Raw genomic sequence first — 18995 nt, 5'->3', positions numbered from 1 at the left:
ACGCCTCCCAAAGCTGTTCAATCGATGCGCAACTGATATCGATAATATTAGTCCATTCATTTCACCTGCTTATCGGTAAATTCAATCCCTTATCAGCTTTTCGAATAAAAAATGAAATTTTAGAATTTCCAGTAATATGAGAGGCTCGTCATAATGCCTATATCAAGGACGTATCAGGCAGATGAATAGCAAGGATAGCTCAAAACGAAGCTTCTGTTTTCTTCTAGTGCCAATACTCCCATTCACAACAGTGGATGAGTTAAATCCCTTGCTTGGCAAGACCAAGTAATGAATTGCTCGTAACGCGAGCCTTAAAGGAAGCACTGAAATGGACCAAGAACGTTTAACCCACCTAAAACAGCTCGAAGCGGAAAGTATTCATATTATCCGTGAAGTAGCGGCTGAGTTTGATAACCCAGTGATGATGTACTCCATCGGAAAAGATTCTTCTGTGATGCTTCATTTAGCTCGCAAAGCGTTTTATCCAGGCAAGATTCCATTCCCGCTATTGCATGTAGATACGGATTGGAAATTCCGCGAGATGATTGAGTTTCGTGATCGTACGGCTAAAAAGTACGGCTTCGACCTTTTAGTACATAAGAACCCAGAAGGTATTGAGATGGGTTGTAGCCCATTTGTACATGGTTCTTCGAAGCACACTGACATCATGAAAACACAGGGCCTTAAGCAGGCGTTAAACAAGTATGGGTTCGATGCGGCTTTTGGTGGTGCGCGTCGTGATGAAGAAAAATCTCGTGCGAAAGAACGTGTTTACTCTTTCCGCGATAAGAACCATACGTGGGATCCAAAAAACCAGCGTCCAGAGCTTTGGCACACCTACAACGGTCAGGTTAATAAGGGCGAAAGCATTCGTGTCTTCCCACTATCTAACTGGACTGAGCTTGATATCTGGCAATACATCTACCTAGAGAGCATCGATATTGTTCCACTTTACCTTTCAGACAAACGCCCTGTAGTTGAGCGTGATGGCATGCTGATCATGGTTGATGATGACCGTATGGAGCTGCAAGAAGGTGAAGTGATTGAAGAGAAAAGCGTTCGTTTTCGTACTTTAGGCTGTTACCCATTAACCGGAGCGGTTGAATCTGAGGCGAATACGCTAACAGGCATTATTGAAGAAATGCTGGTGGCGACGTCTAGTGAGCGTCAAGGTCGAGCGATTGACCATGATCAGTCGGGCTCTATGGAGCTGAAAAAGCGCCAAGGTTATTTCTAAGAATCTAAGGAAAGAAAAATGAATAGTGCAGTAGAAGCCGAATTGGCTGAACTAGGGATTGAAGGTTATCTAAGTCAGCATCAGCATAAATCTATGCTTAGATTTTTAACTTGTGGCTCGGTAGATGACGGTAAAAGTACGTTAATCGGTCGCTTGCTCCATGATACAAAACAGATTTATGAAGATCAGCTAGCAGCGGTTCACTCGGATAGCCAACGTGTGGGTACCACAGGTGAGAAGCCTGATTTAGCACTGCTTGTTGATGGCCTGCAGGCTGAGCGTGAGCAAGGGATTACGATCGATGTGGCTTATCGTTACTTCTCGACTCAAAAGCGTAAATTCATTATTGCTGATACCCCAGGGCATGAGCAGTACACGCGCAACATGGCAACCGGCGCTTCAACGTGTGATCTGGCTGTGATCTTGATTGATGCTCGTAAGGGCGTTCTGGATCAAACCCGTCGTCACTCGTTTATTTCTAACCTGCTTGGTTTGAAGCATTTCATCGTCGCAGTTAATAAGATGGATCTGGTGGAGTACTCGCAAGATCGTTTTGAGGAGATTCGCGATCAATATCTAGAGTTTGCTGAAAACCTAGAAGGCGAAACTAATATTCAAATTCTGCCTGTTTCCGCGCTTGAAGGCATTAACGTTGCAGCGCCAAGCAAAGAGCTTGCATGGTTCGAAGGTCCGTCTCTATTAGAAGTGTTAGAGAACGTCGACATTGACCAAAAACGTTCAGCGGGCGAATTCCGTTTCCCAGTGCAGTACGTCAATCGTCCTAACCTAGATTTCCGTGGCTTTGCCGGCACTGTGGCTTCTGGTCGTGTCAGCGTGGGTGATGAAATCAAGGCGTTGCCTTCAGGTAAAACCTCTAAGGTGGCAAGCATTGTGACCTTTGATGGTGAACTTGAATCGGCACAAGCGGGTTTGGCGGTAACACTGACTCTTGAAGATGAAATTGATATCAGTCGTGGTGATTTGATTGTGCTGGAAAACGCGCAAATTGAATCTACTAACCATGTATTGGCTGACATCGTATGGATGACAGAGCAACCACTGCAACCGGGTAAAGCTTACGACATCAAAATCGCAGGTAAGAAAACCGTCGGTCAGGTTGAAACGGTTCGTCACCAATATGACATCAACAACTTGTCGACTTACGCAGTTGATGAGTTACCACTGAATGGTATTGGCTTGTGTGAATGGTCATTGAACGAGACTGTCGCGTTGGATAAATACCGTGAGAGTGCTGATACCGGTGGTTTCATTGTTATCGATCGCCTGACTAACGTGACGGTGGGTGCTGGTTTGATTCGAGACCGTTTGGACTCTGTTGAACAGCAAGTCGGTAACTTCTCTGCATTTGAACTTGAGTTCAACGCATTGGTACGCAAGCACTTCCCTCATTGGGATGCCAAAGATCTAAGCCAATTACTGAAGTCATAAACGACTAAGTAACAGCTTATTGAATCAGGCGGAAACCCATCGTTTCCGCCATAAAGGACGGGTATATGTGGCAACAAGGATTTGTATTAGCGATTTTGCTCGGCATCATTACTTGCCTGCTCGTTACCCGTATTAAGCCAAGCTTTATCTTTGCTGGCGCGGCGTTTATTGCTTTTATGGCTGGCATGATCGATTTGTCGAGCTTAGCCAATAACTTCACTAACTCCTCGTTACTGACTTTAATTCTTCTTATCCTCGCATCAAGTGCGTTGGAGAAAACTCGCTTAATCAGTTGGGTTAGCCGTAATATCTCTGAAGGTAGGCTAGGTACCGTGGTTGCGAAGTTGGGTATTTCCACAGCGTTACTTTCTTCTTTTACTAATAACACGGCGGTGGTTGTTTCTTTGATCGGGGCGATCAAACGTAATCAACAGCATGCGCCATCTAAACTGCTAATCCCTTTGTCATACGCTGCCATCTTAGGTGGAACGCTGACATTGATCGGCACCTCTACCAACTTGATCATCAATAGCTTTGTTGAAGATGCGGGTTTGCCAAGTTTAAACTTTTTCACACCGACCTTGATCGGTTTAGCGGTGTTGGTCGGTGGTGTGTTGATCCTTATCCCGCTGAGTTACTTCCTACCAAGCTACGATGATGGATCTCAAGATGATCTGCCTTACTTTTTAGAAGCAAGAGTGGAACCTGGTTCTCCTTTAGTTGGCCGCAGCGTTAGCGAGAATAACCTCAGAGCATTGAGAAAACTGTTCTTAGCGGAAGTGATTCGAGACGGTAAAACAACCGCGTCTATTGACCCTGATTTTATTCTTCAAGCTCGTGATCGACTACTGTTTTGTGGTGATGTTGAGAGTGTTGCGACACTGCAAGAGATCCAAGGGCTAACTCTGTTTGGTCAGCACCACCTGAACGGCCAGAGCTTTGTTGAGGTCGTAGTCAGTTCATCGGCAAGCTTCTGTAATAAAACCCTCAAGACCAGCCAGTTTAGAGATCGCTTCGATGCGGTTGTGGTTGCCATTCGTCGTGGTCATGAACGCCTTGAAGGTGGCCTTGGAAACATCACATTAACCGCTGGCGATACCTTGATTTTGGTTCCAGGCAAACGTTTTGAAGAACAGCGTCAACAACACAATAAAGAGTTTGTGTTGATGAACGACCTAGACTCAAGCGCCAAGCTTGATGCCGATAAATCGACGTTTGTGTTGCTCGGTTTTGCTAGTGTGATTGGGTTATCGCTCGCTGATGTAGTCCCGATTATTAAAGGGCTAGCGGGATTTTTATTATTGCTGGTGGCATTTGGTGTAGTACAACTTGGTGAGCTTCGCCGCCGTTTCCCCGTCGATATTGTCGTGATCGTTGGTTCGGCACTCTCTATTGCTCAACTGATGATTTCATCTGGGTTGTCTGAGCGAATGGGGCTGATGTTTATGGAGGCCTTTAATGGCTGGGGCGTGTTTGGAGCGCTAGTCGCGACCTATTTCATGACGTTGGTCCTAACTGAGTTGGTGACCAACAATGCGGCAGCGGCACTCTCATTCCCCATTGGCTACAGTATGGCAGTAGGCTATGGCGTCGATCCAATGCCGTTCATCATGGCGGTTCTGTTTGGTGCCAGTGCCAGTTTTATTTCGCCATACGGCTACCAAACCAACTTACTTGTTTATAGCGTAGGTAATTACCACCTTACGGATTATCTGCGCATCGGCATCCCAATCTCGATTGTTTATTCGGGTTTGGTGCTGACCCTAATTCCTTATTTTTTCCCATTTTAATGCTGTTTATTTAAAGGACTAATTATGACCGCAGTACTCAAACCAAAAGATGAGAATGTTGTGTGGCATCAACACTCGATTGATAAAACATTTCGCTCTGATCTGAAATCACAAAAGCCAGCCGTGCTCTGGTTCACGGGATTATCTGGTTCTGGGAAGTCGACAGTCGCTGGAGCATTAGAAAATCGCTTGGCACAGCTTGGTTACCATACTTACTTATTGGATGGCGATAATGTGCGTCATGGGTTATGTAGCGACCTTGGCTTCTCTGAGCAGGATCGCCGAGAGAATATTCGTCGTATTGGTGAGCTCGCTAAATTGATGGCGGATGCGGGTTTGATCGTGTTGTCAGCGTTTATTTCCCCACATCAAGCTGAAAGACAGTTAGTGCGAGACTTGCTACCTGAAGGCGAGTTTTTAGAGGTGTTTGTGAACACGCCACTCGAGGTTTGTGAGCAGCGTGACCCTAAAGGCCTGTATAAGAAAGCACGAGCTGGAGAGATCCCGAATTTTACAGGCATTAGCTCAGTGTACGAAGCGCCTCAGAACCCTGAGATAGATTTACCTGCGGGTGAGAAGACACTCGATGAACTGGTGGAATTGTGTATTGATGCTTTAGAGAAGCGTAATATTTTAGCCAACTGAGATCGTTGGTATGACTAAGGCTACTCAGCTGTTTATCTGTTTATTCACGACCGATAAATAGTGCAGCCTTGGTTTACCGAGACAAGAAACCTATCCTCTAGATTCTCTTTATTCTTCTCAATATTCTTCACTTTTTACACCGTCTATTTTTTGCACCGTCGAGTGCCTAGACGGTGTAATTCACACTGCTTTTCACTTCTGTCTGTACCGTGAACTTCTGACTTAATAGAGCAATCAGTTGATCGTAATACTGCATGTTGGGTTTGTTGCCAAGTAAGGTGCACAGCTCATTACCTGTTGGACTGAATCGGTAATAAACCAGTTTAACCCCTTTTGAAATAGGCGCCAGTGACATGCTCTTACCTTGATAAGTCAGGTGTAGGGCTGGGTCGAAATCAATCTCTCCAGATTCTAATTCTGTTCCTAGAATAATCCCGAGCTCAATCAAGTGGAGCAAACTAGAGTAGGGCAGGTTGTGTCCACCAAGGTTGATGGTGTTGGTGGTGTCTCTTTTGCCAAAGCTGAAGATTCCAGCATGGGATTTAAAGCCGAGTAATAGTTTTCTGCTGTTATCACTACCAAAGCTACAACCCAGTGACGCGGCTCTTTGCAGGGTGAGTGCTTCTTTTGGTGTCATGTCTTTTAAGATCTGAAGCGCCTTCATTGACGTCGAGCCTGGGTTGGTGACTTCTCGTTTCAGTACTTGAGCCCATAGCCTCTGCATCGATGTATTGTGGATCTCTTGTGCCATATCGAAGAAACGGTATAGCCAGTCCTGATCAGGGTCTCCAGCTGCTTCATCCTTACATGAAGAGTGTGCCAACTTTAGAATCTGTTCTAGGTTCTTTTGGCGAAGCTCTCTACGTTTTTTCTCTCGTAATAGTGCCCGTTCGATAAGCGTACTCTCAGCTTTATCGTTTGGCTTTGTACTATGACTAATTAAGGAATCGAGGCCGAAGCTTTGTGCGATGTGCAGCATTCTGCTTGCACTGTCGGCAATATGAGGCTTTTTCTCATGCTTTTGCTGTGTATCGCTAGCATGCTCAATGACCACTGGCTGTTTAGTTTCTGACATAAGAGTACCGTAAGGAGACGACCCAACACCAATCGTAGTAATTAATTGCTCGCGCTAGCTTGTTAAAACGCTCGATAACAGCGTTAGAATTTTTGATTGTAGAATAACTACTTATCAAAACTATTTATTGAAAAGAGCTTCCTTGTTCTCAAGCCTTTTTCTTACGCTATTTCTGAACACTTACTTATTGTGATTGGTATAACTGTCTAAAATGTAACTCTTTATCTTATTGGTGGCTAGATTTTGCGTGCAGAGTTGAAGGTTTCAACAAAATTTTACTTTTGCCAATGATAATAAAATGTTAAATTTGTTGTAATTCTCAAGGAGGAGTTATGAATCAAGTCAATGATAACAAGCTGAAGAAACAGCTTAGTATAGGGTTATTACTCGCTACTTATGTCGCTGTTCTAGCGTACTTATCTAATTACATTACGTAATTTAGAATAAAATAATCGTTATTAAACTGTTATTGAATGATCTCACTCGTTCAGTGACGGCAGCTCATCCTTGAGCCACCCTTCTAATGACTACATGTCGTCATATTCTTCAATCGCAGTACCTTCAATAAGATAACCGGTTTGCGCCAAGTCATGGCTTATTGACTCAGTTTTCAGCGTACCCACTAAATAGATCACATCCCATAACTGCTGGATTGGTGCACCTTTAGGGAACTTCACGTAGATGATTTGGTTTGGTGGTGGCGGTGGCACGTGGATACATGCGCCAAAGTACGGTACCAGCAGAAACTCAGTGATCATGTTCTCATCGCCTTCCAATGGAATCACAAAGCCAGGAATTTTGACTGTGCTGCCATTCAGCTCTGGGCGAACAGCGCCAAGTGTCGATTGTTGAGGTTTGTCCATGCTGTCGTGGTTAACCATCGGCATGCCAAATGAGTCGAGTTGTGCTCGCTCTGACTCTGGAATCAAGTCAATCCAATCGAGTGTTAATACCGATTCGTCAGTCTGAGTGGTTTCAGCGTGAGCTGTGCTGATAAATGGGAACATAAGTAACCCAAGTATCAGTAGGAATTTGCGTTGCATCGTAGGTTCCTATTTTAGATTCTAATAGTCATGCCATCAGACAATGACTGACGGTAAGCCCTGAAAGCGGGAATAAAGCCGATAATGATTCCAGCAACTTGCACCAACATAAGCAGTTTCCACTCATGAGGTGTGATTGCGGATATCGATATGTTGATACCATAACTTTGTTGCACAATAGGAGCAACTACTGCGATCAAGGCAAACAACACGGCAACACCCAATGTGATACCGAGGAAGGTTAGGGCACTTGCTTCACTGATCAGTAAACCAAACACATGACGAGGCCTTGCTCCCATCGCGCGCAGAATGGCCATCTCTCGACGTCTTTCTTGCAAGCTAGTGAGTAGACTACTCAGCATCCCTAACAGTCCCGCGATTACAACAAACCCTGAAACAATCAGTAGTGCTTGTTCTGCTACTGCCATCATTCCCCATAATTCGTGAAGCGCAATGCCTGGCATAATGGCGCTCAAAGGTTCTTGGCGGTAGTTATTGATTTCTCGTTGCAGTGCAAAGGTTTGGATCTTCGATTTAAGGCCAACCATCATCGCGGTAATCTGCTTCGGTTGGAAGTCACGTTGCTTTAGCGCTTCAGCATTCGGTGTGTGCCCGAGGTTAGCCCCCGATTCCCAACCAACGTGAATCGCTTCAATGGCCTCTAACGAAACATGCACCGTTTTATCTACTGGTGTGCCGGTTGGCGCGAGTATTCCGACAATGGTGAAGGGCAGATTGTCGTGGCGACTGAAGGCGACATCACTGATACCGTGCGCCAGAATGATGTGATCACCAATCTTGTAATCTAACTTCTTCGCGACATCGGCACCAATCACGACATCAAATAGCTGATTAAACTCTTTACCTTGCTGAAAAGTAAGTGGTTGCTTACTTCCATAGCGATAATTTTCGAAGTAGCTATGGTTCGTGCCCATTACGCGGAAGCCTTTATGTGAATCACCCAATGAGATTGGGATCGCCCACTTTACAGCGTTGTGCTGGCTAAATTCTTCATAGCTTTTCCAGTCGATGTTGTTGGTCGCATTACCGATTCGAAATACGGAATAAAGCAGCAGGTTTACCTGACCAGAGCGGCCACCGACGATAAGGTCAGTACCTGAAATCGTATTCGCAAAGCTGCTCTTAGCTTCGGTTCTTACACGTTCCACACCGAGTAATAGAATGACTGACACCGCCACGGTGAGAATAGTCAGAATGGCTGTGGCTTTACGGTTGAGTACGCTTTTTAAGGCTAAGTGAGTAATTACTTTCATACGACAACCTTAGCTTGGTTAACGGTTTTTAAATCTATGGTTCGAGTGAACAGTTTTTCTAATGTTGGATCGTGACTGACAAAGATCAGGGTAGAACCCGCCTGATTCGCTTGTTCTAGCAACAGTTCGATAAAGGCTTCTCGGTTGTCATGATCCAGAGCCGATGTCGGTTCGTCGGCAATAATGATTTTGGGTTGGCCGATCAAAGCACGAGCGGCAGCAACACGTTGTTGTTGACCAATACTCAACTCGGTAACGGGCTTGTCCATTAGAGCTTGAGGTAGCTTTAATCTGAGCAACAACTCTTGAGCGGTTGCTTGCAGGCTGTTCTGACTTTCAGTGACTTGCTGCTTACGAATCTTAGAAAACTGACAAGGAAGCGTCACGTTGTCGATGACTGACAAGTAAGGAAGCAGGTTAAATTGTTGGAATATATAACCAATATGATCGGCTCTGAATTTGTCTCTCTGGCGAGGTGTTAGCTGTGTGAGATCTTGGCCAAGGATAGATACTTCACCTTGTTCAGCTTGGTTGATTCCGGTCAGTAACCCTAACAATGTTGATTTCCCGCAACCACTAGGCCCTTTGATGAAAAGGTGCTCTTGGGCTTGGATATGCAGTGAGGGGATCTCTAGCGTTGGGGGCAATTCAGGCTTCCAACGAAAGCTGATATTTTCGAGTTTGACCACAAGTGATGAACTGTCAAAAGACATATTAGCTCCAATAATTAAAGCGGTGTCTCTACTGGACAGTTATTAGAATAATAAATTCCCAGAGCACACCGATTTGTACAGCCAAGTAAGTGAATACTTACTTGGCTGCTTATCTACGTTTAATTCAATCTAATGCTAATTAGAATCGAAAACTAATACGATCTGCGTTAAGTACTTCTTGAATTTGAGCACTGTCAGTTAGCAGGTTCACAGTCATTGATTTTGTGTTGCTGAACTTAGAGAACCACTGAGTATTCACGGTATCCAGTTTTTCAATGTCAGAACATTGGTAGTGGTACTCGACAGTGAACTCACCGTGGCCGCCTTCTGAGTGGTCATGGCCTTCGTGGTCATCATGATCGTGCTCAGCATGGTCATGGCCTTCGTGGTCATCATGATCGTGTTCCGCATGGTCATGGCCTTTGTAGTCATCATGATCGTGCTCAGCATGGTCATGGCCTTTGTGGTCGTCATGATCGTGTTCCGCGTGGTCATGGTCTTTGTGGTCGTCATGATCGTGCTCAGCGTGGTCATGACCTTCGTGGTCGTCATGTTCGCCTTCAGCGTGGTCATGGCCTTCATGGTCATCATGATCGTCTTCTAGGGTGTTCGTCACTGACTTGAACTTCAAAGTACAGCTTGCATTGTTGAAACCAAATAGTTCTTCTGGCTTGTTCAGTTGCGCAATCGCTTGTTCAAACACTTTCTTTTGCTCGGCAGTTTCTGGAGCATGTTCAAAGCCAACCACATCAGCGCCGGGAGCTGTTACTTCAACAAGCAGCTCTTGCCCATCTTGAGCGATGTTCACTTCAACTTTACCGTGCACGTGTGCTTCGTGAGAGCGGAATTCTTCGTTAGCTAGAACATTCGTTGAGACAGTCATGCCGATAACAACGGCTAAAATAGTAGGTTTCATGTTTTTTTCCTGAATAAAGGTTAATTAAAAAGTAGTGGTAATTAAGCGATATTTACAGGAGGTGAACGTGCTAAATAAGCGAAATACAGGCGCTGTAACGAAATTACTGACTCTGTAATAGTGGCTGTAAATTCTGAATGGAACTCTGGAACTTGTGGCAGTGAGTGCGCAGTAATGAACTGATTTATCGAAAACAGCTCACAGTGATGCGAAGTGTGGTGATCGGGGTCAATATCCACCATATGTGTTGCCGCTAACACGCTTAACATGAGCATCAGCCCAAGCAAGAAGCCTGTTTTGCGTTTCACATTGTTAGGTGTGTTTTGCCACATGAGTATGATTAACCACAGAATTAAAAAAGGATACTGTTATAATATAACAATATCCTTTGGTCAGGTCTCGAAAAAGACGCGAATATCTTATTAAAGGCTCGCTTTAATCAACTCAATGACTTGAGTGACTTCTGATTCGTTTAATGCCCCTTCTTTAACAAACAAGATTTTACCTTGCTTGTCTTGAACGATAATCGCAGAGCTTTCTTCTTTTAAAGCCCATGATGACGCTACCGTGCCGTCTTCATCTAGCACCATAGAAGACCATGGAAATTCTTCTTTGCTACTTTCTGCTGACGATTTAACAAAAGACCCAGTACCCCAAATCGCATCATCTTGGTTGATGATGGTAGTGGTTTGGTAGCTGTCTTCTGCGAATTTCGATGCTGTGATGGCTGCCATCAGTGGTGCGTTGAGCTCTTTAGAGCTGCTGCGGCCAGCGATTGCTTGAACGACGCGAACTTTACCTAGAAGAGCGTTGGTTGCCCAAGCTTGATATCCAGTATTTCCGTCGTTTAGTACGATTTCACCATAGTTGCTAACATCGACAGCAGGCAGAGTTTCACCTACAGATAAGTTGTGAGCATTGGCGAAGAGTGGAGAGGCTGCGGCTAAAAAAGCCAGTAGAGTTTTGTTTTTCATTATATTTTTGTTCCGCTTATTGGTTTGCTCTGGAAGTATAATATGAAATTTGAAAAATGCCTCTTTAACTTTTTTATCGTACGACGTAGAAATAAGTTGCAGGCTTGTTACCAAAAGGTATAATGCATCAATATCGAGATGAACAATAGATTATCTTGCTGTTTGCTAAAGGAATTAGCGATTTAATGTGCTTTGAATACGGTGGTGTTCAGGTACGTGACTGTAGTACTCAAATGGAATTGAGGTTGTATTATGTTAAGAAAATTTTCTACTTACCGTCCACATCAGGTGGCGCGTTTCGTTAAAGTCCTGTTCAAAGGCCAGTTTGCTATTGAGGGTATCGGAGAGTTTCGCTTCGACCAAGGCAAAGTGCTTCTTCCTGAAGTTTCAGACAAACAAAAGCTCACTATTTTTAAAGAAGTTAACGGCACCATTGCTGCGCTGCCGGTGTAACTGACTGTTGTAGATTTGCATTGCGTCAAAAAGATTTCCAATGAAAAAGGGCTTCCTAGCGGAAGCCCTTTTTTTAATGGATGTTGTTTTAGCTTGTATGCCTAACGCACATTATTGCGGAGGGAAGCAGACACCCGTACCGCCCAACCCACAGTAACCGTTAGGATTTTTGGCTAGGTATTGTTGGTGGTAGGTTTCTGCGAAAAAATATTTTCCAGCAGGCAGAACTTCCGTCGTGATCTCGTTGCCTAATGATTCAGTCATTGCTCGTTGATATTCACGTTTAGAGTGCTCGGCGACGGCTTGTTGCTGTTCGCTGAATGTGTATATCGCGGAACGGTATTGAGTCCCTAAGTCGTTGCCTTGGCGCATACCTTGGGTTGGATTATGGCGCTCCCAAAAGGTCTCAAGTATTCGAGTTAAAGATGTTTGTTCGCTATCAAAAATGACACGAACGACTTCGGTATGACCGGTTTGTCCGCTGCATACCTGCTCATAAGTGGGATTGACTGTGTATCCACCAGCGTAGCCAACGGATGTGGAAATAACACCATCAAGTTGCCAAAACAAACGCTCAGCTCCCCAAAAGCATCCCATACCAAGTAGGACTTCTTGTTGGGAACCCATAGGAGCATCGAGCAAGTCAGTTTGATTGACAAAATGGCACTCAGTGATTCGGATTGGGTCTGCATTTCCCGGTAATGCGGTTGCTGCGGAAACCAGTTGTTGTTTGTTTAGCATGTTATATTCCTTTTCGCATACGTTTACCGCGTAAGTTAACATTAGATCCAGGTTCATATTAACGGCTGGTTCATATTGATTAAGTCTTTAAATTAGACCGTGTTATTCCAAGATTTATTACAGACTCAGTGTCTTTTTAGCGGTATTATTTCTTTTCATTTATTAACGTATTGATAACTTCTTCACCAATTAAGCATGATAAGAAAAACTTTACCAGTTCTGATTGGCACTCTATTGTCATCGACGCTCGCTTTCGCTGATGTTTCCCTTGAAATTAAAGGGCTTAATGGAGCGCTTGAGGATAATGTTGATGCTTATCTGAGTGCGATTCCTGAAGAAGAGTACTCGGTTTCATTAAGGTTCCAATCTCGCTTGGAGTCTATGATAAAAGAAGCCCTGAATGCGTTAGGTTACTACCACCCTAATATCACATTTTCTCACCCCGAAGATGATACCGAAATGACCGTTACGGTTGAGCCGGGAGAGCCTGTTGTTATTTATACCTCAGATATCATTCTGACTGGTGAAGCCAAAGATGATCCTGACTTTTTGGCTTTAATAGCTAAGAGTAAGTTGTCTAAAGGTTCGATTCTTAATCATGGCAATTATGATTCTTTGAAATCATCGATCCGCAACCTTGGATTAGCGAAAGGCTACTTCGATGGGGCGTATGATCTTAGCAAGCTAGAAGTCGCTCCTGAATTAAACCGCGCTTATGTCCGCCTTCATTATAACAGTGGTATACGCTACCACTTTGGCACAACCACAGTGACGGGCAGTCAAATTCAAGATGACAAAGTGCAATCTCTTAAGCCGTTTAAAGATGGCGAACCTTACTCAATTACCAAAGTTGGCGAATACAACCAAAACTTGTCGAATACAGATTGGTTCTCTTCCGTATTTGTTGAGCCCGATTTAAGTCAATTAGGTGAAGGTCGAGAGATCCCGATGAAGGTCAGCCTTGCTCCGCAAGCGCGTAACCAAATCGAAACGGGTATCGGTGTCTCAACAGACCTTGGTGTGAAAGGCACTCTCAAATGGAAAAAACCTTGGGTTAACGACAGAGGCCATAGCTTCAATAGTAGCTTGTCGATTTCTAAGCCGGAGCAGACGATTACTGCAGCTTATAAAATTCCATTGGATGACGTACTTAATGACTACTATCAAGTTAAGTACGGAATGAAGAACTTGGATAACCGTGATACCAAGAGTTTGGAATCAAACCTCGCCTTAGAAAGATATTGGCGCCTAGATAACGGCTGGCAACGTACGGTGTTCATTCGATACTTGGTCGAAAACTATGAACAAGGTTTACAAGATGACTTGGCACAGTTTGTTTTGCCGGGTTTCTCTTTCTCACGAACTCGAACGCGAGGTGGTTCGATGCCGATGTGGGGCGATAAACAAACCATTATGTTTGAAGCGGCCGATGATACCTTGTTATCCGAAACTAAGGTTGTTCGTTTTCAAGGCCAAACCGCTTGGATTCGAAGCATTGGCGATAACCACCGAGGCCTAACTCGGCTTCAATTTGGCGGTAACTTTGCCGACGAGTTTGAGAAGCTGTCTCCTTCCCTAAGATTCTTTGCCGGTGGTGATAACAGTATTCGTGGTTATGGCTATGAGTCGATCTCTCCGCGCGATGAAAGTGGCGCTCTAACGGGTGCAAAATTTATCGCAACCAGTTCGTTTGAATACCAATATCGCTTGGTTGGAAACTGGTGGGGCGCTGCATTCTACGATATTGGTGATGCATTTAATGACAAGCCAGAGTGGAAGCACGGCACCGGTGTCGGGGTGCGTTGGGCGTCCCCCGTTGGTCCAGTGAGTCTAGATTTTGCTTGGGGCCTAGATGCGAAGAAAGGCGATGAGTTCCAACTGCACTTTAGTTTAGGACCTGAATTATGATCAAAGTGATGGGCAAGTGCCTGAAATGGACGTCGATCTCATTGACGTCTATTTTGCTATTGTTGATAGCCCTGCTCGGTTTTGTTTTGTTCACCAATCCAGGGTTGAACACCGTGTTGTGGGGCGCTGAAAAAGCATTACCACAACTTAAAGTGGAAAGTACTAAAGGGGCCCTGTTCCCAAGCTTTACGCTTAATAATGTTCAGTTTAAAGATGACAGCCTGCATATCGACACCAAGGTTCAAAAGCTGAACTTGGCTATTAACCCTCGTTGTTTGCTTGATCCTAAGCTGTGTGTTGATCGTTTAGCGATTCAAGGGTTGGACTTCGCATTTACTGAACTGCCTCCACCCTCTACAGAAGAAGTAGAACCGACTCCGCCCGTGACATCGGTAAAAACACCACTACCAATAGTGATCAATCGTATCGCGTTGTCTGATATCAAATTGAATATCTTGGGTCATGAAATTGAATGGGGTTTGTTCTCAACCGCTCTGAGTATGCAGGGAGAAACACTGACGGTTTCGCCAACCTTGTTCAATGACCTAAAAATTAAGCTTGCTGAATCGACAGAAGAACCGCAAACAGAAACGGTAGAACCAGAGGCTGCCACTAAAACGGCTATCGAGTTGCCTGAAGTCTTAATTCCTTTGCAGGTTGTACTTGAGCGTTTTGACCTAAACCGTTTCACCTTAGAACAAGAAACGCCAATTATTGTCAACCACCTTGGCCTTGAAGCTAAAGCGGGTAAGCACACGGTAGATGTTTCCACTCTAGAGCTCGATATGCCTCAAGCAAGTGCGAATTTAGCGACGAAGGTTGAGCTTAAAGGTGGCTACCCGTTAGAGCTTTCTTTGGATGCGTTAGTGAAAGAAACCGACCTTGCTGGGCAGAAGTTGTCTCTGAAAGCGCAAGGGAGCGTGGCTAAGCTGAACCTAGACTCCCAATTTTCTGAATTGATTGAGGCAAAGTTGTATGGGGATATTCAACCCTTAGAGCCAACTCTACCATTTGACCTTCTTTTAGAGGGCGGACAAGCGCAGTGGCCTCTTACCGGAAAAAGCGATTACCAAGCGACAATTGAGCAATTCAAAGCTAATGGCTCACTAGATGGTTTCAATGTTCTACTTAAAGGTGAGGCCGATGGTAAGGAAATCCCTGAGTTATCAATCGATCTACAGGGTAAAGGCACGACGGAACAGATTGAGCTCGAACGTCTAAAGCTAAACACGCTAGGCGGTGAACTTAACGGTGTCGTTAAAGCGAATTGGAAGAGTCTCGTTAACTGGCAAGCTGACGTGACACTTAAAGACATTCAGCCGGGCCTGCAATGGCCAGAAGCCGAGGGTAACATTAGCGGAAGCATCGTCACCTCGGGTGAGTTGACGGAAGCGGGCGGTTGGGCGATTGAACTGCCTAAGTTGGATATTGAAGGGATCTTGCGAGAATACCCTCTGGATATCGAAGGTCAGTTGTCAGCGTCGGATCGCAGCGCGAGCGGTGAACCAAAGCTGAAAACCAGCGGTTTGAGCTTGGCTCATGGTGTTAACTCGATTAAAGCACAGGGGCAACTTGATAAGCAATGGGACATGGGCGTTGAGATCTTCTTCCCTGAGCTTGCAAAAAGTAGTCCTGAGCTGAAAGGTAGAGTGATCGGTAGCATCCAACTTAGCGGCCCAACGAAAGAGCCTGAAGTCGATCTTGCTTTAAATGTTGATAAGGTCGATTGGAATAACGAAGCAACACTCGAATCCTTGTCGCTTAATGGCTCTGTAGTTCCTCTTCCATTACCTGAGGCTCAAGCTGATCTTGTACTCAAAGCTAAGAACTTAACCTATCAAGATCAAAGTGTGGAAAGCATTGATCTCACGGTGAGTGGTGGCGAGAAGAAACACACAGTGACACTTGATGTGATATCTGACATCGTGTCGACAAGTTTGGCCATCTCTGGTGAGTTGATTCAAAAGCCTTCTATTATTTGGGATGGGTCGTTAGATCGCGTCAAAATAACCACTCAGCAAGGTCCTTGGGTATTAGATCAACCTGTCGCGATAAAGGCGGATGTCGATAAACAGTTTGCCGATGTTCAAGCGCACTGTTGGAAACAATCTGGTTCGAGTGTGTGTTTGGATGAAGATGTTCGTGTCGGAAAATCGGGTGAGGCCAAGGTGGCCATTAATAAATTTGATTTCGAGCAGATTAAAGCCTTTGTGCCTAAAGAGACGCAATTACAGGGCTTAGTTAATGCGACTGCCCATGCTAAGTGGTCTGAACAAGGTGAGCCTGAGGTTACGGTAAGCGTTGATATGCCGAAAGGTCAGGTTGTTCAACAAGTTGGTGAGCCAATCACACTGGGTTGGGAAAGCGTTGCATTGAATGCCCAGTTGAAAGACAACAAACTGGATGCCGATTTTAAGCTGGATGTTTCCGACAATGGTGACCTGTCTGGTACGGTGTCGTTACCGGATATTCTTGCCGAAGACAAAATGGTCGATGCTGCAATTAAGCTGACCACTTTCCACCTCGATTTCTTGCAACCAATCCTAGGTGAATACAGCCTATTGAAAGCCGACCTTGAGAGTGATCTTCAAGTTAAAGGCTCTTTGATGCACCCTCAAGTTTTTGGTCAGTTCTCGGTTGATGGTATTCAAGTCAAAGGCGACGTTACGCCTGTTGATGTGAAAGATGGCCGTGTCGATCTCGACTTTGATGGTTATAGTGCAAAGCTTGATGCGAATGTAGAAACGCCTGACGGCCACCTTGATATTGAGGGAACCGGAGATTGGCAAGATCTTAAAGCATGGCACTCTAACGTTAGAGTTTTTGCCGATGAGTTGATGGTTGATATTCCGCCGATGGTCAAGGTTAAGGTCGTGCCTGATATGACCATTGATGTCACACCAGAACTGGCGAAAATTACCGGTGATATTGCACTACCATGGGGACGAATTGTGGTAGAAGACTTACCACCGTCAGCGGTTGGTGTGTCTTCCGATCAGGTGATATTGAACAAAGATCTTGAGCCTGAAAGTGAAGATACGATCCCATTCAATGTGATGACCAATATTAATATCTCCATTGGTGATGACTTTAAATTGTCTGCCTTTGGTCTTGAAGGCGACTTGGTTGGTAAGCTCAATGTAGCTCAAAAAGACCAAGGTCCATTCATCACTGGTGAAGTGAATATCGTCGATGGTACTTACCAATCATTCGGGCAAGACCTCTTGATCGAAGAGGGTAAAATTCTAATGAATGGTCCACCGGATCAACCATATGTAGCCATCAATGCGATTCGTAACCCTGATAATACTCAGGATGATGTGACCGCAGGTATTCGAGTTACAGGCCCTGCGACAGAGCCGACCATCGAGATTTACTCTGATCCAGCGATGCCACAAGCGAACGCGCTGTCTTATATTCTGCGTGGCCAAGATATCGATGGTGAGTCCAGCGGTTCGATGACAACAACCTTGATCGGTTTGAGTTTGGCGAAGAGTGGTAAGGTTGTTGGCGAAATCGGCGAAGCCTTTGGTGTACAAGATTTACAACTGGATACAGCAGGCTCTGGGGATGACTCTCAGGTTACGGTAAGCGGCTATATTCTCCCAGGTTTACAGGTGAAATATGGTGTGGGTATCTTTAACTCGTTAGGCGAGTTTACCGTTCGTTATCGATTGATGCAGGATCTCTACGTTGAGGCAGTATCGGGTCTAGACAGTGCTGTGGATCTTCTCTATCAATTTGAATTTGAGTAACACTTTGAGCGGTGATTGATTAGCGGATGACGAATGCTAGGGAGTGAGTATGCAGCACCTCGTTTTTGTTTATGGGACATTGAGAAAAGACCAATCAAACCACCACTATTTAAAACAGTGTGAGTGTTTAGGAAGGTTTGACACACCTGAGGAATACGCACTTTTTGATTTAGTTGCGTATCCGGCGATGATTTTCGGAAAGAAAAGTGTCGCTGGCGAGGTCTATATCATTAACGACGAAATTTTGGAGTCGCTCGATCGGCTAGAAGATGTTCCTGTTGAGTATCGTCGCGAGCAAATAGAGACTATATTTGGATTAGCATGGGTATATTTGTATCAGCTTGATCTAACAGCTAATAAAGAAATACTTTCGGGTGACTGGTGTAAGCGGGACAACCCGCTATAGTGAATGAACTACTGGAAGCATTCTGACGTAATAGCTAAAAGTCTCAATGTACGAGCTAGTCTTTTCCATCAGGAGGAAATTATGAAATATATATTATTGGTGCTATCAGTAATGCTATTTGGTTGTGCGCAAACCCCGCCACCAACATCAATGAATACGACCGATTGGCAGAGCTTTGGCGAAGAAATGGCAATGAAAGGCAAAACGAAGCAGACTGAAGCAAGTTTGGCAGAAGCTGCGTCTTCACCATCGATTGATGCCGATTTGTATGCGGCTTACGACCAAGGTTATGAAGTGGGTAAAACTCAGTACTGTTCGCAGAACCCGCGAGCGCTAGGACGCCGCGGTGAGACCTACCTTGGCATTTGCGATGACGTCGATAAATGGTTCCGTTTTAATTACGAGCGTGGTGCTGAATCAAAGTATAGCGTTCAATAGTTCGGTGATTGTTTAATTCAGCGAACAACAAAAAGCCAGCATATAAATGCTTAATGCCGATCGTTTAAGAAGACTTGAACGATCTTGCAGTTAGCAGATAATCCCCATCAACAACGTTGATGGGGATTTTTTTATGCTTGAACAAGAATTAGCAATGGCACACGAGACCATTGAAGAT

At 44.8% G+C, this 18995-nt stretch carries 17 protein-coding genes; 9 read left to right on the top strand and 8 right to left on the bottom strand.

Annotated elements, in window-relative coordinates:
• The first annotated feature begins 292 nt into the window (after positions 1 to 292).
• From cysD to cysC, 4 genes are all read left to right on the top strand, one after another.
• The gene (gene cysD / locus L3V36_RS16170) at positions 293 to 1237 is read left to right on the top strand and encodes a sulfate adenylyltransferase subunit CysD (protein WP_226088532.1); all 945 of its coding nucleotides are present in this window, start codon (positions 293 to 295) and stop codon (positions 1235 to 1237) included.
• Between the two features lie 18 nt (positions 1238 to 1255).
• Positions 1256 to 2686 (top strand): sulfate adenylyltransferase subunit CysN, encoded by a 1431-nt coding sequence (cysN, locus tag L3V36_RS16165; RefSeq protein ID WP_017083766.1) that lies wholly within the window; start codon positions 1256 to 1258, stop codon positions 2684 to 2686.
• A 65-nt stretch (positions 2687 to 2751) separates the two neighbouring features.
• On the top strand, positions 2752 to 4476 hold the full coding sequence (locus tag L3V36_RS16160) for an SLC13 family permease (RefSeq protein WP_017080873.1): 1725 nt from the start codon (positions 2752 to 2754) through the stop codon (positions 4474 to 4476).
• A gap of 24 nt (positions 4477 to 4500) precedes the next feature.
• Complete coding sequence (gene cysC, locus L3V36_RS16155; RefSeq protein WP_017083764.1) at positions 4501 to 5121, top strand: adenylyl-sulfate kinase; 621 nt, start codon at positions 4501 to 4503, stop codon at positions 5119 to 5121.
• Between the two features lie 166 nt (positions 5122 to 5287).
• On the opposite strand, the gene L3V36_RS16150 is transcribed toward cysC, so the two are convergent.
• From L3V36_RS16150 to L3V36_RS16120, 7 genes are all read right to left on the bottom strand, one after another.
• Positions 5288 to 6196 carry a TIGR03899 family protein gene (locus tag L3V36_RS16150; protein ID WP_208775142.1) on the bottom strand — a complete coding sequence of 303 codons (909 nt, stop codon included), beginning with the start codon at positions 6194 to 6196 and terminating at the stop codon, positions 5288 to 5290.
• Between the two features lie 527 nt (positions 6197 to 6723).
• Entirely contained in the window at positions 6724 to 7239 is a 516-nt protein-coding gene (locus L3V36_RS16145; protein ID WP_004735277.1) for a DUF3299 domain-containing protein, read from the bottom strand.
• Positions 7240 to 7253: 14 nt separating this feature from the next.
• Positions 7254 to 8513, bottom strand: a complete 1260-nt coding sequence (locus tag L3V36_RS16140; protein WP_004735278.1) for an ABC transporter permease — start codon at positions 8511 to 8513, stop codon at positions 7254 to 7256.
• The gene (locus L3V36_RS16135) at positions 8510 to 9226 is read right to left on the bottom strand and encodes an ABC transporter ATP-binding protein (RefSeq protein WP_004735279.1); all 717 of its coding nucleotides are present in this window, start codon (positions 9224 to 9226) and stop codon (positions 8510 to 8512) included. The genes L3V36_RS16140 and L3V36_RS16135 overlap by 4 nt, the downstream gene beginning before the upstream one ends.
• Before the next feature lie 139 nt (positions 9227 to 9365).
• Positions 9366 to 10142: a DUF2796 domain-containing protein gene (locus L3V36_RS16130; protein WP_208775144.1), complete on the bottom strand. Its 777-nt coding sequence runs from the start codon at positions 10140 to 10142 to the stop codon at positions 9366 to 9368.
• Between the two features lie 41 nt (positions 10143 to 10183).
• Positions 10184 to 10474 (bottom strand): DUF2607 family protein, encoded by a 291-nt coding sequence (locus L3V36_RS16125; RefSeq protein ID WP_017078801.1) that lies wholly within the window; start codon positions 10472 to 10474, stop codon positions 10184 to 10186.
• Positions 10475 to 10564: 90 nt separating this feature from the next.
• Positions 10565 to 11116 carry a YtfJ family protein gene (locus tag L3V36_RS16120; protein WP_054542375.1) on the bottom strand — a complete coding sequence of 184 codons (552 nt, stop codon included), beginning with the start codon at positions 11114 to 11116 and terminating at the stop codon, positions 10565 to 10567.
• Positions 11117 to 11368: 252 nt separating this feature from the next.
• Between L3V36_RS16120 and L3V36_RS16115 the strand changes: the two genes are divergently transcribed.
• Positions 11369 to 11569 (top strand): DUF1107 family protein, encoded by a 201-nt coding sequence (locus L3V36_RS16115; RefSeq protein ID WP_004735283.1) that lies wholly within the window; start codon positions 11369 to 11371, stop codon positions 11567 to 11569.
• A 111-nt stretch (positions 11570 to 11680) separates the two neighbouring features.
• On the opposite strand, the gene msrA is transcribed toward L3V36_RS16115, so the two are convergent.
• Positions 11681 to 12310: a peptide-methionine (S)-S-oxide reductase MsrA gene (msrA, locus tag L3V36_RS16110; protein ID WP_208775146.1), complete on the bottom strand. Its 630-nt coding sequence runs from the start codon at positions 12308 to 12310 to the stop codon at positions 11681 to 11683.
• Positions 12311 to 12505: 195 nt separating this feature from the next.
• Between msrA and L3V36_RS16105 the strand changes: the two genes are divergently transcribed.
• The 4 genes from L3V36_RS16105 to L3V36_RS16090 all read left to right on the top strand — a co-directional run bounded on the left by L3V36_RS16105 (position 12506) and on the right by L3V36_RS16090 (position 18817).
• Complete coding sequence (locus tag L3V36_RS16105; RefSeq protein ID WP_208775147.1) at positions 12506 to 14218, top strand: autotransporter assembly complex family protein; 1713 nt, start codon at positions 12506 to 12508, stop codon at positions 14216 to 14218.
• Positions 14215 to 17973 carry a translocation/assembly module TamB domain-containing protein gene (locus L3V36_RS16100; RefSeq protein WP_208775149.1) on the top strand — a complete coding sequence of 1253 codons (3759 nt, stop codon included), beginning with the start codon at positions 14215 to 14217 and terminating at the stop codon, positions 17971 to 17973. The genes L3V36_RS16105 and L3V36_RS16100 overlap by 4 nt, the downstream gene beginning before the upstream one ends.
• A 49-nt stretch (positions 17974 to 18022) precedes the next feature.
• Complete coding sequence (locus L3V36_RS16095; protein ID WP_004735287.1) at positions 18023 to 18379, top strand: gamma-glutamylcyclotransferase; 357 nt, start codon at positions 18023 to 18025, stop codon at positions 18377 to 18379.
• Between the two features lie 81 nt (positions 18380 to 18460).
• Positions 18461 to 18817 carry a DUF2799 domain-containing protein gene (locus tag L3V36_RS16090; RefSeq protein ID WP_004735288.1) on the top strand — a complete coding sequence of 119 codons (357 nt, stop codon included), beginning with the start codon at positions 18461 to 18463 and terminating at the stop codon, positions 18815 to 18817.
• The last annotated feature ends 178 nt before the right edge of the window (positions 18818 to 18995 follow it).

The organism is Vibrio sp. G-C-1, from assembly GCF_021728015.1.
Lineage (GTDB): Bacteria > Pseudomonadota > Gammaproteobacteria > Enterobacterales > Vibrionaceae > Vibrio > Vibrio splendidus.
This window is presented reverse-complemented; position numbering and strand designations above follow the sequence as displayed.